The organism is Occallatibacter savannae (assembly GCF_003131205.1).
GTDB lineage: Bacteria > Acidobacteriota > Terriglobia > Terriglobales > Acidobacteriaceae > Telmatobacter > Telmatobacter savannae.
In genome coordinates this window covers 316,418-331,610 of sequence record NZ_QFFY01000006.1, presented here as the reverse complement: position 1 = coordinate 331,610, position 15,193 = coordinate 316,418, and the positions used below count along the sequence as shown (strand labels likewise).

Sequence of the window (15,193 nt, the reverse complement as noted above, 5' to 3'; positions counted from 1 at the left end):
TTGGGGCGAACGGACGTGTCCATTCCAAAGCGCCCGGGCTCCTCTATTGCTTTACTGGCTGACTACGACGAGTTCAAAACTGCCGGGTTTGGGCTGAGGACGTTTCCCTGCCTCAGCCGGCAGCATCTCGGCCGTAGGGAGGAAGATCTGATTCGCCATCGGATCAATGCCCAGGGTGCGAGCACCTGGCGCAGTCTTGACGCTCTGCAGAACTTCGAAATGGCCCGCCTTGTTTCCAATCACGGCAAGCGATCCGTCACCGCAACTGGCAAATGCCTGTCCGTGGTCGAACCCTACGGCATCATTTCCAGCGCCGATCGGCAGCGCATCTTCCACTTTGCCGGTTGCCGTGCTCATCACGATCACCTTCTGCGGCTTGCGGCATCCGATGAAAAGATGCTGCCCTGAAGAGTCAATCGCCATCCCCACTGGACTGCCGCCCGGTGCGACGCTCCACCGATTCAACACCTTGTTCGCGTGCAGATCGACTACGGCGACAAGGTCCTTGTCTTCCAGATTGACATAGACCTTTCCTGAACCATCTGCTGACAGAAATTCAGGCGCGCCACCAAGCGCGATCTTCGTCACCTTTCCGTTCTTCGGATCGATATCCGGATGGAAGGTCATGAGAGAATTGCCGTCTCCCGAAACAGCCAGAACAAGATCGGTGCCCGGGTCGTAGATGATGCCGTCGGAGTCGGGCATCGTGGGAATGCGACCAAGCACCTTGTAGGTCTTGAGGTCGAAGACGAAGATCGCGCCGGATCCGCCCCCGTCCGTGATAAACCCGCGATTCAGTTTCGGAACGAGCGCGACACCATGCGACCGAACCTGCCCGGTGATATCGCCGAGCAGCTTGCCGCTTCGGCTGTCAATGACCTGGGTGTGCGTGCTTCGCGTGACAAACAGGCGTTGGCTAGAGGCGTCTACAGTCACGTAGTCCCAGCCGCCTTCGCCACCGGGATGGAATGTGTTGGTTACATGCCAGCTCTGCGCTCCGCCAGAAATGCACGCGAGCGTCAGCGAGACAGCGAGAAAGGCAAAGCGATTGACGAGCATTGATTTCTCCCAAGTGATGTTTGGCGCGAAAATGGTTTCACCGCGACAACGCAAGTCTACTCACGCTATATGAAGTAATGCTGAATAGACCTGCCGGAGTTCGCCATTGAGCGATCCGATCATTCCTCATGATCCAGAGGCTTGCCGTCTGGGCCGACCTGGACTTCAGAGTGCCTGCCTGCCGTTTTGACCTGAGCTTCATAGGCCACGATCTTGCCGCCCTTCGTGATGGATTCAACCTTCGTGATGGCGCCTTTCCCGGCCTTCCTTTGCAGCCCTTCACGGACTTCGCCGGCAAGCGACTCAAGTTTGACCTGCTCTTCTACTTCGAGCACACGGCCGTCTGGAGCAATAGACGCGTCCTTCGAGTGACCATCTACAGTCATTTCCACTTCGTATGCAGGCTTGCCGCCTTCGTTGTCCTTGACGTAGCGCCTGATCGTTGCACCCTTGCTTTGCTCATCTGCTGTCTTCCGAACCGCAGCGGGCAATTCAGCACGCTGGATCGTTTTTTCCGAGGCTGTTGCAAAGGCGATGCCACCAAACAAGAAGCCGCCGGCGAGCAAGATCGTTTTCCAACTCGGCATTGTGATTCTCCCAGCGCAGTTGCGCATGTCTAGTCTTGTATATCCATGCTGAAGAAACACTGAAGTCGAGCGGACTGTCCGCGTGGTCTGCGGGATCAAACATTGAGGGATGTCAGTTATCACCGGTCTATGCGAACGACAGACCACCCGGCAAAAGCTAGGATTGAGTCAGCTGTAAACAGAAGCAGCCACCGCACCCACGACGGCCATTGAATTTGTGACCTAAAGGAGATTGAGAGACAGACGGCGCTTAGGAAAAGGCACGACAGGCGAAGAGTCGCCTGAGCGTCGATGACGGCGATTCCGAGGACCGCAAAAACAAAGCCCAGAATGCCGACGATGTCGGGAAACTGTGAGTCTTGCATCGTTCTCTACGCTTCGCCTTCGACCTTTCTTAGCTCTTCGGTGAGCTCTTCAATTGACTTCAGGATCCTGGCGAGCTCGGCGCGAGCCTCCGTCTCGATCTTCTCGTCTTGAGGCTGTTCGGACATCTTCTTGTTCAAGCAGCGCTCCGCCTGGCGGAGCCGAGCAATCCGTTTCGAGATCTCGATCAGGCGGCAACTCCGACCATCCGCGAAGTAGAAGCGATTTGACGGTTTGTGAGGCACCCATTTTGGCTTATATGTCGAGAAGGCTTAAGCCATGCTGAATATCGCCGTCACTGGGCATGAGGTGAGGATCGGGCTGGCCGTCGCTCGGTGGCACGGCTCGCCTTACGTGCAGGTGGGGACTAAGACGCTCCTCTACTTGAAGAACTCTGTCATCTGAGGGGCTGCATCGGCGCCGTTCGGGATATTGGGAACTCCTATAGCCTTCATGGTGAGCGAAAGCAAGCTGCGGTGATCGTAACTAGTGGTGCTGGTGTTATAGCCTGCGCGGACATGCGTCCCAGTCATCATGGCGAGCACATGACCACCGCCGTTCGTGATGTCGTCGGCTGACTCCTCGAACAGGACGATGAGCAAGCCGCTCGTTTTAAACTCGGTGGTGTTGAGCAGGGGGCCGACATTGTGCTGAAGCCATGCGTCTGCAGTTTTGAGCCGGCTGCTAAGCGTGCAGTCGGTGGTGCCGCCGGTCGAGCAGCTATGTGCGTCATCGACGAGGTTGGGCACGACGAAGGCATAGTTCGGCAGCTTGAACGATGACCCGGTGGTGGTGTCTGACGCGAACTGCGTAAATGGAACAACGTTGGCGGCTTCGGTTGTGCTCTGCTGCACATCACTGAAGTAGGTGAATGGATCGTGATGGCGCACGTAGGGACCGCGGTCGCCGCCGACATACCCGGGTGAGGGAAGCGACTCCGCATAGACCTTCCAGGTTTTGCCCGCTGCTGCCATCTCGCGAACGACATTGTCGGTTGTTACGGTGCCCGAGTAGCCATCGTTATTTGTAATGGCTTGACCCGTAGTCATGATGAAGTAATTGGGGAGAGACGGGTGGCTGTTGGCGTAGTACTTGTTCACCAGCGCGCCTTGCGACATAAGGCTGGTGAGGTAAGGCATATTCTGAGTGCCGACGACATCGCCGTAGTTCGCGTTTTCAAGCGTAATCACGACAACGTGTTGCACCTGGGGAATGGAAGCAGTAGTGCCGCCCGAGCCGTTGCCTACGTTCCCGGAGAAGCCGCCGCAGCCCGCGAGGAGGCCGCCTAGGGCGAGTAGGGGTGCCAGCTTTTGACACGTGGCTCTTTTCGGTCGAGTTTGCGAGAGGGCGGCCAAATTGGCGCGCAGATAAGGATTATGGTTGCGTTCCATGTGGCCGTAAGTCTCCTGAGAGCAAGAATCTATGACTGGATGCACCGCACCGCCCTGGCGGCGTGCTCCGAGGCGACACTCGGACGAACCCCGTCCGGATCAATTAGTTTCGGTGACCTGTGGCTTTCCCGCGTCCGCGACCGTGACCGGAGTGGTCGCCAACTCTTCCCTTTGACAGATTTTCGCCAGTGCCGAGCAGTTCTAACTTTCTTGCACTGGACGTTCCGACATGCAACCCCATCCGTCGTTACGTCCACCAAGAGGGACTGCCACGCTCTCAAGCAGGTTCTCGAAATCTCCAATCCCTTCACGGGACGGTGTCATGTTTTTGACAACCACGACATCCCACGGATGGTCCTCGGCCGTTTGTGTTAGCTCGACCGATGCAACAAAGCCCAAATCACGGATACGTGCGGCGAATTTCTGGGCTGCCGCCTGGTCCGGAAAAACAACTGTGAAGTCGATGTTGCGTGACAGGGTAAGATCGTCTCCTGCGGCCTCCATCCGGCGCAGCACCTCTGCATTCTCATCACTCGGGAAATCCATCGTTCGCAATGCTAGTTGGACCAAATGAAGGCTGCAACCCGTGCTTCAAGTCTTCTTGTGTGAGTGTGGTCGCCAACTCGGAACCAAACCCAAGAATTTCTAAGTTCCGAGTGGCCGGTGACTCGACCGCCAGAGGACAAGAGTCAAAGCATCGGCTTTAGGCGAGATCCGTGGATAATGCCGATGTCGGCGCCTGGGCTATCAGAGATCTTTCGGTTCGCTTTCGAGTCACCGTGAGGACAGTGATGTCATCTTCTTGTCCAAATTGTTGTGCCGTTCGGGCTATTGTCTCCGCTTTGGATCTCGCAATCGCAGCGGTGCGCTCAAAGCCGTAGAGTTCGTCGCTCTCGCACCGCGCCTCGACGACACCATCTGTTAATAGCGTAAGTTGCTCACCAAGATTGAGATGAAATGTTGATTCCGTGTACGTACTGTCCACCGAAAGACCCAGAGGCAAACCGTTTTGAAGTGTCAGTTCCTCGCCATTCAAGAACGGTGCAATGTGACCCGCGTTCGCGATCTTCATCGTTCCCTCTGGATCAATTCGAAGGACGAGGCACGTCGTAAATCCGCCTCCGCTGCGAGCCAACATGCGAATGTTCATTACCGTAAGGATTTCGCCGGGGTTGTCCATGAATTGTGCTAGCGTGCGGACCGTACCCACGAGGAGTGATACGGTCATAGCGGCAGGCATTCCTTTCCCACTCACGTCGCCAATTACGATCAAAACTCCCCCAGCCCCGTCGGGATGATCTGAAAGAAATCACCCCCAACTTGCAGTGCCGGGAGGTAGATACTCTCCATCTCAAAACCGGATATTGGGGGCATAGCAGTTGGGATGAGGACCTCTTGGACCTCCCGCGCCGCGTCCATCTCGACTTGTAGCCGCTCTTCGTTCTGCCTGCTACGGGCGAACCGGTACACCAGGATGACGAGAACAGCTAGCCCGCCTAGGTCGGTTGCGGCTTCACCGTAGTTGAGATAAAAAGGCCATTCGAGTCCGCGCTGAAGGAATGCCAAGACGGCTCTCGACCACGCCCAGGGCGGAAGAAGAGCAAGGACGATAGATGAACTGGCCAAGCTGGCCTGCATCAGTAAGGCGACGGCAGGGATATATGCGTCGCGAATGCCCCGAAACCCTCCGATGGTAAGCATTGCGATTTCGCAACAATCGGCCAGAGTGATTGTAACAACAAAAAGAAATCCCAAAGCGAGCCCGCCGCCCCTAACATCCAACATCGCTAACGTTGCGCTTTCCATCAATAGCACGAGGAAGGCAATGCTATAGAGCCAGCGTCTTTTCTGGCGGAGGAAGACGACATAGAATTCGAGTTCGAACAGGATCCTCAGGCAGTATGTTAGAGCGATCCACACCGATAGGCTAACTAAATGAACCGGCTGAGAAGCTGCCACTAGGGACCCAACGTGATTTGCGCTCCACATCAGAAGACTCAAGCCAAACCAGAGGTATTCCCGTTCCCTTCGGCGCAAGGCGTATAACCCAAGGCTTGCCAATCCAATCAGTAGGCTGCCAAAAAGCTCAGTGATTACTCCGCCTTGACGTCTGATTTCTCGGTCTTTCTCGAGTTCAAGCCACTGTTGGATTGTCCCCGCATCACCGACTCGGGGAGCCTCGGTAAATCCCCCGCCTGCGACCCCTTTGTGAACAGGCCAATTCCATACCCGTACTGCAACTTCCAGAGAACCATCTCCCGCGAGAAGGGAGTTCGGTATCGGGTAGACGGAACGGGTCGCCGTGGGTTCCCAGGGATCGGGCGGCATACCGCCTTTTTCACCTAGTCGTTGCCCGTTGGCATAGATTTCAAAGCTCCCGTTCACATCGCCGACAAAGAATGCAAGGTCGCCGTGTTCTTTTGGAACTGCGATTCGGATCCTATACCAAGCCATGCCTGTGAGCTGCTGAAATCCCAGCTCGTCCCAAGTCTTGTCTGCACTGATGAGCGCCCATGCTGAGTCGTCGAACTCAGGATCCCTCCATCGTGCATCGTCCCCCGGATGAAATCGCCACGGGCCGCGCAGTTCCACTATTGGTACCCGTGCCTGATCAAAGCTCACTTGCGCGATACAGGTGGTCTGCGGCATCAACGAAAGTGCAATGAGCAGGGCTCGCAATCGCATCGTTACACCCCAGCGATAATTCGCAATGTGTTTGCAGGTTAGATCGAGTCTACACGCCCAGTGCGAATTGTTTGTCGCCTACTCGGTCCCAAGCCAAAATTGCCAGCTTCCGAGTTGCCGGTCATCCACCCGCGACCCGTTCCATCAGCTGTCCTTTGAAGGGACGTGTGCGATTCTGTGAGCGCAGCATACATGTAGGGAGGGGCGCGATGGACCACGCTGAATTGCAACGCTTCGGGATGAGCTATGCAGCCGCTTGGTGCAGTCAGAGTGCCGCCTGTGTGGCGGAGTTCTATGAAGAAGGCGGTTCGCTCCAGATCAATTTGGGGTTACCGTCGGTAGGGAGATCATCCATTGCGGCGACGGCAAAGTCCTTCATGACAGCCTTCCCCGATATGGTCGTTTCAATGGTCGATGTGAGCGCGAACCAAGACAGAGCGATTTTTCAATGGACCCTTGCCGGAACGAACACTGGGCCGGGAGGAAGCGGCAACGCGGTTCAGATCGGTGGCTACGAGATTTGGCAGTTCGGAGGAACTGGATTGATTCTGAGGTCAAGGGGACATTTCGATGAAGCGGATTATCAGCGCCAGTTGAATGTCAAATGACTTGAGCATCTGTTCCAGAGTTGTCGGCCAATCGGACCCTAAAGCAAGAAATTTCCAATTCCGAGTTGCCGGTAATTCGGGACGTAGCGACACTCTAGACGGCAGATTACAGTATTCAGTGTGCCTGCAAGCTCACGCCAAAGAACGAGAATGTTCAATGACTAATCTCAGCAGAAGCTTGAGTCTTTTAGCGCGTGGTGCGCTGGAAGCATCGAAGAAGCGCAGGCAGATATCCGTCTTTCTCAAGAAGCAGGGCTTTATCTCCTTGGGCAAGGGTGGGTGGCTTGGATTTCGAAATAGGGATATTGTCTCTGGGTTTGTCATCGAAGGGTCGCCGTTAGATACATATATTTCGACATTCGTTCTCCCTGCTTTCGATCGACACACATTTGTTTCCTGGTGTTTAGGCGATAGGCTTGTTCATTGCTCGTTTGACAGAGATTCTCAAGAGGAGTGCGAGCAAGCTGTCAATTCGTATGCGGCAGATATATCAAAGATCAAGTCAGCCACTGAGCTCGCAGCGCATTTGGACGCAGGCCAGATAGGGGGACATTATCCCATATGGGTCAGATTCATTTGCTATCTGAGGCGTGCAGATATTGACTCCGCGATTCAATACCTCACCGACGGCAGGCGCAATGAGTTTCCTCCCTCCATAATCGAAAGAGCGGAGGAAGTCAGCGGCTTCGTCACTATGCGTGACACAGATGGTGTGGCTAGAGTTCTTGAGAGCTGGAGTGCATTTTCAGAGAAAATCTTTGGCCCGCTCGAGCAGACGTTTAGCGCGTGAATAACGAGCTGAGCTGAAGTTGGTCGGAGCTTCTTTATTGGTGAATCGGCGGCATGCCATTGTTCGGAGAGAGTTGTCGGCTACTCGGACTCAAACCGAGGAATTGTCAGGTTCCGAGTTGCCGGTGATACACCAGCAGTATGCCTCGGCGACGTAGCGAGGCTCTAGCGAATGGTGGACACCGATGTGTTGATTGTCGGCAAAGTGGCTTTCACTTCGACGAGCGTGTGACCAAGATCAAGGTCTGTGACACGCATGAAATTGTTGGGCGAACTCACTTCCTCAGGTAGCATTCGATACTCAATCTCAGCCGTGTAGCTGCACGATTGGTGCTGGCCTCCAGTAACCCACCCGTATCGACGGCTCTCAAGGAAATCACGGCCGCTCACTGCAAACACTTGAAACGCACCCTTACTTGGGCCATCCACAAATCGGACCTCGGAGTGGCCATCAGGGTAGACGATCACCGCAAAGTGGAAGACACCTTTCATGTGTGCAGCACGGGCAATTAGGCGGATAGATCGGCAGCTTGGACTCGAAAATCTGAATGTCTTTGCAGTCGGGCTGTTGAGCAAAAGCGCAGCTAGTAAAGCCCAGCAACAGCAGAATTCTCAAACCGTTTCGCATATCGAATATCCTTCGGCCCAAGCGCAGATCGGATCATCAGTCAGTGGTCGGCAATGGGGCCTCTGAGGTCAAGAAAATGGCTCAGAGCGACAATCGCCGGTTACTGGCCAGCGGTACTATTACTAGTGCCGTCATTCCCGATTTCGCTGTCAACACTGTAATGGGTACCCTGCATCCGTATCGCCGATGGTCACATGGAGACGCTAAGGCGGCCGTCGCCGTACGGATTGAGCTGGTCGCCAAACTTCAAAAGTGCTCTGCACAACTCGTGCATGCACCGTTTGGGATCAAGTGGATCGGTCATTTGTCATTAGCTGTGTGAGGTCATTCAGACCTTTGGACAGGCTCGAAATTTCTATTGACTCTGCCGTTACGTGATGCCTCAGGATAGCCAGCATGGCATACACGGTCAGACGCGTTTCGGGTCTATCGGGTGTCAGCATCCGAACGCTCCACTTCTACGACGAAATCGGCCTTCTAAAGCCCGCATATGTTAATGGGAACGGATACCGATACTACGAAGAACCGCAGCTTCTCAAGTTGCAGCAAATTCTCTTTTATCGCGAATTGGGTTTGGAGCTTAGCGAAATCAAGAGCATTCTGGGCCGAGCTGATTTCGAAAAGGCTGCCGCGCTCAAAGCACATCGAGCGGTGTTGGAACAACAGCTCGCCCGGACGCAAGCCCTGATTTCCACCATCAACAAGACGATCGATCACGTGAAGGGAACGAAAAAGATGAGCAGCGAAGAAATGTTTGACGGCTTTAAGGTAGCCGCTGGAGCCAGCCGCTCCAATGAGCCGGTTGAGCTCAGGGGCGAGCCGACCGATTGTAAAGTCTCAGGACAAGACACAAACGGAGAGATGTGCATCTTCGAATTCACAGGGTTGAGTTCTGGACCACGGCGTCGGCATTGCGAACAGGATGAATGGATTTACGTGATCGAGGGGGAGTTGCAATTCGCTGTCGGTGAAAATCAGTTCCATGCTGGCCCGGGAGAGAGCGTATTCGTACCGCGGCAGACGCCGTATGCCTGGGCATCAGCGAACGGCCAGCTTGCAAGGATTGTGGACCTCTATCAGCCCGCGGGTCGGATGGAAGAGTTCTTTCGGGAACTCAGTAAACATAACAGTGGCCCGCCGGTGCACGAAGCACTTTCGATAGATGAGTTTCGTCGATTGTTTCAAGAACACGGAATGGAGCTAGTGGGGCCTCCTCTCGTTGGCGAGTGGCAGATCGCAGATGGGCGAATAGTGCAAGTCAGGCCTTAACCCCAACGACATCTTCAACCACGGGTGGATCCGGCGCTCGAGTTGTTTTCGGCGGCCGAGATAACACCCCCCTATGCGTAACAACAACTCGGATGTGGAGACGGACGACATCTAGGCAGGAGGTGATCGAATGCGGAGGATACGTCTAACAACTATAGTCATAGCTCTTTTGTCACTTGCAGGCCGGTGCTTGGGGCCGAACATCGTGTCAGGACAGAAGTTGTCAGGAGCGCAGATGACCTCCCAAGAGCGAGCAAAGATTCCCAATGACGGAGCGAGTTGGTTCAAGCTGGCGGTTGCATTTCAGATATCTGCCCGCTACAAGGACTCTGAACGCGCCTACAAGAAGGCTGTTCGGCTTCTCAAGACTGAAGGTTCTGAATCTATGTCCGACGCTCTGGATGGCATGGGAACGATGTATGTGCAAATCAGGAAGTACGAGAAGGCTCGGACCGTGGAAACAGAGGCGCTCCTTATCCGCGAAGCCAAGCACGATGCCGTTGGAGTGGGGCTGAGTTGGATGCACTTGGCATTGGTGTCGCTCGGACAGCACAGATTGCCCGATGCAGAGATGTTCGCAGAAATGGCAGTGCACCGGCTAGTCCCAGAGAGGACGAATCCCACAATGCACTCAACGGCGACCGCGGATGAGAAAATGACTGCGCTCGTCTATCTCGCCGAGATTCGATGCGCTCAGGTCCACTATGATGACGCAATTCCAGAACTGGTGGCCGCGCTTGGAATTGCAAAGAGTGTCCACCCTGCAGGAAGTCCTCTCGCCATCTCTTACATAAAGTTTTTGCTTGGCTATGCCATCTGGAAGAACGGCGAGCCAGGACGTGCAGCTGAGCTATTCGAGTCAGGAATCAGAGGGCTTCAGGCGACGGTTTCGCCAACGCATCCAACGTTTACTGCGGCCGTCCGTCAATACAAAGCTTTCTTGAATGAGATCCATGGTCCTCATTCGGTAGAAGCCCGAAGGCTCGGCTTTCTTAACGAATTGGATGGTCATTAAAGCCTGTCTTGGGAAGCAGAAGGTTGCATTGCGTGGCTCCACGGTGACTCAGGGCTGTTTCCGTTCTGTAAGAAGTATTCCGGGTGATTGGTCGGCCACTGGGACACTGAGGCAACAAATTGCACATTTCGCGATCACGAGACCCTAGCCCGTCTATCGGTACCGCTTTTCTCTCCGACCGCCCTGAATCAGCGAGCCGGGTCAAAATCGCCGGCTTCGAGAAGAAGGCATTTACGCAGAAGCAGCGGCAGACGAAATCAAGCGTGTACCAGACTGAAGGGCACGCCAAGTCTGGATTGAGCCGTGAAGATAAGTCGGGACCCGCTTGCGCGGGCCGGCTCAGAACCTACTGAGAGTTTCGTCGCCATCATCGGCCACCCAAATATTCGCGCCGTCGAAGACAATCGAGAATGGTCCGATGCCCGTCGTGTACCTTGCCAGCTCGGCGCCATCACTCGCCCGCAGCTTCATCAAGGTGTTATCGCCATGGTTGGCAATCCAAATGCTCTGGCCATCGAATGCGATATCGGACGGAGCATGACCGGTAGAATAGGTGCCTACCACGGTTCCATTTGGGCGCATCCGAGTTACGGTGTCGTCGCCGCTGTTCACGATCCACATGGCCTCTCCGTCGAACGCCATTGCTGATGGCGCGGCACCGGCTGCATAGGTGCCCAGAATCGATGCAGAGGCGGGGTCAACCCTGGTCACCAAGTTCGCAGCCGCGCTTGTGATCCACAGGCTGGTTCCATCGAAAGCCAAACGGAGTGGTCCTGGTCCTACCCAGACAATACCGAGAGAGACCCCGTCGCTGGCGCGCATTGCGGTGACGGTACTTCCCCCGGCAGACCAAATCGTCGCGCCGTCGGAGGTGATCTTGGGGGAACCGAAAGGTATCCCGGTGTAGAAATAACTCAGAATGCTGCCGCTGGCCGCGTTCACCTGGAGATCGTAACCATTCTCGGCAAGCCAGACGTAGGATCCGTCGAAGAGAGCGTCCCAAACGGGTGCTCCTGCGATCGGCGCAGAGCTTAGTACAACTCCGTCCGTCGCGCGAATCTTGACCAGTGAATTGCGCGTAGCCAGCCACATATTCGCCCCATCGAAGGTCATGGCCGTGGCGAGGCCGAAGCTGGATATGTCAATATCACGGCGGTACCAGCGCTTCAGCGCGGCTTTCCATTCTTTCAACCCTCCTGCGGGACCCTGCGGTCCCTGCGGGCCCGGGTCACCCTTGGGGCCGGGCAAACCGGTTGCGCCGGGAAGACCTTGTGCCCCTTGAGCGCCAACTGGCCCTTGCGGCCCGGGGGGTCCTGCAATCCCCTGTGGTCCGGCTGGTCCGACGGCACCGGTAGTACCCTGAAGTCCCGCCGGTCCTGGAGGGCCCTCCGGACCGGCAGGGCCTTGTGCGCCGGTAGCCCAAGAGACCTCCAGTTCGGGGCCGTTGCCCGTGAGCAAGCTCTCTTTGGAATCAAACGAGAACAACCCCGCAGACGAAGTGAGTCTCAGAGCGAGGCCGTGGTTTTCTATGCTGCCATTCAGCCATGCCTGGACGAGGCTGGTGATGTCGATTAGCAGATACTGGTTCATGCTGGCAGCCGTGACTGCGACCGAATTCCCTCCAGTGGCGGAGATTCCAGGAACCGGCGCGGGGGTGTTGTAAGTGACCTTGTTCTCGGTCCATGGGTTGTCCACCTCGTAAACATCGAAACTACCGGCTTTGCCCACCGCGTCAACGTAGAGCCGCAGCGTGGCCTTGCTCACACTCGCGTTGGCCGGAATGCCGGTGAGATTGAATTGGATGTAAGTGGTGGTTCCTTGACCCACCGCCAGACTAGTTGTCGGGCCATAGTTCGTGGTCGGCGTCGCACTGCTGACGAACGTGTCTGCGCTGGGCGGCGCCTGCGCAACCGCAGGGTTCGGCACCATTACCAGAGCGGCCAGCACGTAAAGCAGGTGGTAGTTCTGCCGACTCTTTTTGCTGTAACCAAACATTGGTCCTCTCCCCGTAAATGGTTGAACAGAGTTCCCGTCGAGAACACGGCGCAGTATGTGCAGTGAAAAGGTCAGTCTCGGTGGCAAATCTTCCCGGAGTAGCGCAGCACCAGCGCGCCTCGACTGAAGTCAACCCCACCCCAGCCGGAAAGCTTGCCGCTTGCTCCGGCGAAACGCCCAGTTCCGGAACCATTTACTGTGACCCCATTCAGGTAACGAGCCGCATAGAACCCCGGCACGGAGGTCGGGAACAAGGTGATTGTCGCTTGGTCCAGTGAAATGATGTCGCCGACCGCAGTGACCCAATGGTGCTGCACGCTTATCGCGATGGTTCCATCCGGGCCGGGCTCCTGACTCAGCACGTGTACACCCAATCCTCCAGCCAGATCTCCGGTCGCGCTACCGAGCGTATCCGAGGAATCGACGAAATTCGTCTCGATGGACCCTCCAATCTCGTGGCATCGCGATTGCGCTGTCGAGCTCACAGATATCGCTGAGGCAAAAACGAAGTACGCAGCTAGAGTGATTAAACGGTTTTCCATAGTTTCTCCTTAGTAGCTTTGCCGCGAGATGTGCCGTGCCCATGCACCTGTCAGGCACGGTGCCTCACGCCGCGATGAGCGTCAATGGAGCGGCGATGAAGCTTGTATGAGGGTCTGATGAGGGAAGCTAACGCTCCATTCACGTGCACTTTAGTCGGGTTCGGGATATACTAGTCGCCTCCCAACCTCATGAGCGAGGATCCTCGTGGCGACCGAGTTAAATACCCCTCAGAACCGCGTTCGCTTCGGGGAGTTTGAATTTGACTGCATCACGCGAGAGCTGAAGAAGAGCGGGAGGGTGATGCGGCTTGAACCCCAGCCGGCAAAAGTGCTCTCTGTGCTCGTTCACAAGGCCGGTGAGATCGTCACGAGGCAGGAACTGATTCGCACAGTCTGGGGCGCTGACACCTTTGTCGACTTCGACCAGGGATTGAACTACGCTATCCGCCGGATTCGTGCCGCATTGGAGGATGATGCGGACGCCCCACGATTCCTGGAAACCGTACCCAAATTGGGTTATCGTTTGATTGCCCTTATCTCTTCTTCCCCGAATAGCGAATTGGAAGATGCGAATCACACAGCCTCTCTTCCATCCACAACCCTGCCGAGACTTTATTGGGTCGCAATTGGCGCATCCGTCCTGATTCTCGTTCTCTTTCTCGCTGGTCCGGCTATCATTTCGGAATTCCGGCGTCCCTCGCCTCAGATCGCCGAGCCCGTGTCATCCATTGCGGTGCTTCCCCTTCGAAATCTCAGCGCCGATCCGGAGCAAGAGTATTTCAGCGACGGAATGACAGATGAATTGATCACCGATTTAGCCAAATCCAACAAACTGCGCGTGACGTCGCATACGTCAGTGGAACGCTACAAAAACACCAGAGTACCTCTGCCAGAGATTGCAAAACAGTTAGGTGTGGACGCCATCATCGAAGGCACGGTCATGCGATCCGCGGGCAGAGTTCGGATTACAGTGCAGTTGATCGATTCGCGTTCCGATCAGCACTTGTGGGCGGATAGCTACGAGCGTGATCTGAATGACATTCTGAAGCTACAGGACGAAGTGGCCACGCAAATTGCCTCGAAGATCGGGTCGCACATCATCTCCCCAACGGATGCCCGAATGGCGGTGCGAGATGTAAGTTCCAATCCCAACAAACAACCGATCAGGCCGTTGAACATCGAGGCTCACGACGCTTATCTGAAAGGCCGGTACTGGTGGCACCGGCGCGGTACCGAAGCCGAAACCAGAGGACTGCAGTTCTTTCAGCGTGCGGTCGATCTTGACCCAACCTATGCGCCGGCATGGGCAGGAATCGCGGATTCTTATGCGGTCATGGCTCACCATGGTGGTCTTCAGGCGAATGAGGCAATGCCCAAAGCCGAAACGGCGGCTTTGAAAGCCCTAGCCTTGGACGACTCTCTTGCCGAGGCTCATGCCTCTCTCGCTCTGATCAAGTTCTCGTATTACTGGGATTACGCTACTGCGGATGAAGAGTTCAGGCGTGCCATCGAGCTCGATCCCAATTACGCCACAGCTCACCACTGGTATTCACACTATCTCGTGTTTGCAGGCCGGTTCGAACAGGCCTTGAGCGAGATTCAGATTGCACGCCAGTTGGATCCCTATTCCGTTTCGATCAATACTTGGTCAGCTTTGATCTACTACTACCAGGGCCAGTACGAACGATCAGCGGCTCAATTCAGGTCAACGCTCGAACTGGACCCCGCCTTCGGCCCTTTCGTCGCAGACGACCTCGCCCGAGTGTACGAGCAGCAGGAAAATTATCCCGAGGCTATAAAGGAGCATCAGCTCGAATGGACGGCAGCCGGTCGACCCAAGGATGGAGAGTTATTGCGAAATGCCTTCCTGGCGGGAGGTCCTGACGGCTACTGGCGACGCAGGGTGAGCCTGCTAAAACCCGTTGGTAGGAGCGGTATAGGATCGGCCCTCCAATTGGCTCTGGTCTATTCGCACATGCGGGATCGCGAACAGACGCTGCGCTGGTTGGAATACGCATATCAGGAACATTCGCCATGGATAAATTTCATGGCTCGGGATCCGGAATTCGCATGGCTTCGAACCGAGCCACAATTTGAAAACCTGGAAAGCCGAATCGGGCTGCTCGCATCTGGAACCCGGTGATCTCGACGAAACGATTGATCCATTTGACAAGGGATTAATCTGAGACGTTTGGGTGGAACGGCGCGAGAGAGTCAATTAGCCACATCGAGCCCTTAGCGGGTTTGGACTTATCAGCTTCC

Annotated in this window: 16 protein-coding genes; 6 read left to right on the top strand and 10 right to left on the bottom strand. The window is 55.6% G+C overall.

Annotated features, from left to right (window positions below):
• Positions 1–51: 51 nt before the first annotated feature.
• From DHV10_RS22190 to DHV10_RS28065, 3 genes are all read right to left on the bottom strand, one after another.
• Positions 52–1,059, bottom strand: coding sequence for a YncE family protein (locus tag DHV10_RS22190; protein ID WP_109488605.1), 1,008 nt, complete (start codon positions 1,057–1,059; stop codon positions 52–54).
• Positions 1,060–1,178: 119 nt separating this feature from the next.
• The gene (locus tag DHV10_RS22185) at positions 1,179–1,646 is read right to left on the bottom strand and encodes a hypothetical protein (protein WP_109488604.1); all 468 of its coding nucleotides are present in this window, start codon (positions 1,644–1,646) and stop codon (positions 1,179–1,181) included.
• A gap of 371 nt (positions 1,647–2,017) precedes the next feature.
• Entirely contained in the window at positions 2,018–2,149 is a 132-nt protein-coding gene (locus DHV10_RS28065) for a hypothetical protein (protein WP_275425937.1), read from the bottom strand.
• 139 nt (positions 2,150–2,288) lie between these two features.
• Between DHV10_RS28065 and DHV10_RS28060 the strand changes: the two genes are divergently transcribed.
• Positions 2,289–2,414 (top strand): hypothetical protein, encoded by a 126-nt coding sequence (locus tag DHV10_RS28060; RefSeq protein WP_275425936.1) that lies wholly within the window; start codon positions 2,289–2,291, stop codon positions 2,412–2,414.
• On the opposite strand, the gene DHV10_RS22170 is transcribed toward DHV10_RS28060, so the two are convergent.
• The 4 genes from DHV10_RS22170 to DHV10_RS22155 all read right to left on the bottom strand — a co-directional run bounded on the left by DHV10_RS22170 (position 2,390) and on the right by DHV10_RS22155 (position 5,992).
• Positions 2,390–3,400: an alkaline phosphatase family protein gene (locus DHV10_RS22170; RefSeq protein WP_109488601.1), complete on the bottom strand. Its 1,011-nt coding sequence runs from the start codon at positions 3,398–3,400 to the stop codon at positions 2,390–2,392. The two genes, DHV10_RS28060 and DHV10_RS22170, sit on opposite strands and share 25 nt — an antisense overlap.
• 201 nt (positions 3,401–3,601) lie before the next feature.
• The gene (locus DHV10_RS22165; RefSeq protein ID WP_109488600.1) at positions 3,602–3,946 is read right to left on the bottom strand and encodes a ribonuclease E inhibitor RraB; all 345 of its coding nucleotides are present in this window, start codon (positions 3,944–3,946) and stop codon (positions 3,602–3,604) included.
• 157 nt (positions 3,947–4,103) lie between these two features.
• The gene (locus DHV10_RS22160; protein ID WP_239461988.1) at positions 4,104–4,628 is read right to left on the bottom strand and encodes a PP2C family protein-serine/threonine phosphatase; all 525 of its coding nucleotides are present in this window, start codon (positions 4,626–4,628) and stop codon (positions 4,104–4,106) included.
• A gap of 41 nt (positions 4,629–4,669) precedes the next feature.
• Positions 4,670–5,992 carry a hypothetical protein gene (locus tag DHV10_RS22155; protein WP_204101500.1) on the bottom strand — a complete coding sequence of 441 codons (1,323 nt, stop codon included), beginning with the start codon at positions 5,990–5,992 and terminating at the stop codon, positions 4,670–4,672.
• A gap of 302 nt (positions 5,993–6,294) precedes the next feature.
• Here DHV10_RS22155 and DHV10_RS22150 point away from each other — a divergent pair, with 302 nt between their 5' ends.
• Together DHV10_RS22150 and DHV10_RS22145 are read left to right on the top strand one after the other, a co-directional pair.
• Positions 6,295–6,693 carry an ester cyclase gene (locus tag DHV10_RS22150; RefSeq protein WP_109488597.1) on the top strand — a complete coding sequence of 133 codons (399 nt, stop codon included), beginning with the start codon at positions 6,295–6,297 and terminating at the stop codon, positions 6,691–6,693.
• 157 nt (positions 6,694–6,850) lie between these two features.
• Positions 6,851–7,483, top strand: a complete 633-nt coding sequence (locus DHV10_RS22145) for a hypothetical protein (protein WP_109488596.1) — start codon at positions 6,851–6,853, stop codon at positions 7,481–7,483.
• A 164-nt stretch (positions 7,484–7,647) separates the two neighbouring features.
• On the opposite strand, the gene DHV10_RS22140 is transcribed toward DHV10_RS22145, so the two are convergent.
• The gene (locus tag DHV10_RS22140) at positions 7,648–7,974 is read right to left on the bottom strand and encodes a hypothetical protein (RefSeq protein WP_109488595.1); all 327 of its coding nucleotides are present in this window, start codon (positions 7,972–7,974) and stop codon (positions 7,648–7,650) included.
• Between the two features lie 532 nt (positions 7,975–8,506).
• Here DHV10_RS22140 and DHV10_RS22130 point away from each other — a divergent pair.
• Entirely contained in the window at positions 8,507–9,379 is an 873-nt protein-coding gene (locus DHV10_RS22130) for a MerR family transcriptional regulator (RefSeq protein ID WP_109488593.1), read from the top strand.
• Between the two features lie 235 nt (positions 9,380–9,614).
• The gene (locus tag DHV10_RS22125; RefSeq protein ID WP_109488592.1) at positions 9,615–10,394 is read left to right on the top strand and encodes a hypothetical protein; all 780 of its coding nucleotides are present in this window, start codon (positions 9,615–9,617) and stop codon (positions 10,392–10,394) included.
• A gap of 339 nt (positions 10,395–10,733) precedes the next feature.
• Here the strand turns inward: DHV10_RS22125 and DHV10_RS28055 are convergent, their stop codons facing one another.
• Together DHV10_RS28055 and DHV10_RS22115 are read right to left on the bottom strand one after the other, a co-directional pair.
• A complete protein-coding gene (locus DHV10_RS28055; RefSeq protein ID WP_109488591.1) occupies positions 10,734–12,389 on the bottom strand; it encodes a DNRLRE domain-containing protein in 1,656 nt (551 codons plus the stop codon).
• Between the two features lie 71 nt (positions 12,390–12,460).
• A complete protein-coding gene (locus DHV10_RS22115; protein WP_109488590.1) occupies positions 12,461–12,931 on the bottom strand; it encodes a hypothetical protein in 471 nt (156 codons plus the stop codon).
• A gap of 205 nt (positions 12,932–13,136) precedes the next feature.
• Between DHV10_RS22115 and DHV10_RS22110 the strand changes: the two genes are divergently transcribed.
• Positions 13,137–15,074, top strand: a complete 1,938-nt coding sequence (locus DHV10_RS22110) for a winged helix-turn-helix domain-containing tetratricopeptide repeat protein (RefSeq protein ID WP_109488589.1) — start codon at positions 13,137–13,139, stop codon at positions 15,072–15,074.
• The last annotated feature ends 119 nt before the right edge of the window (positions 15,075–15,193 follow it).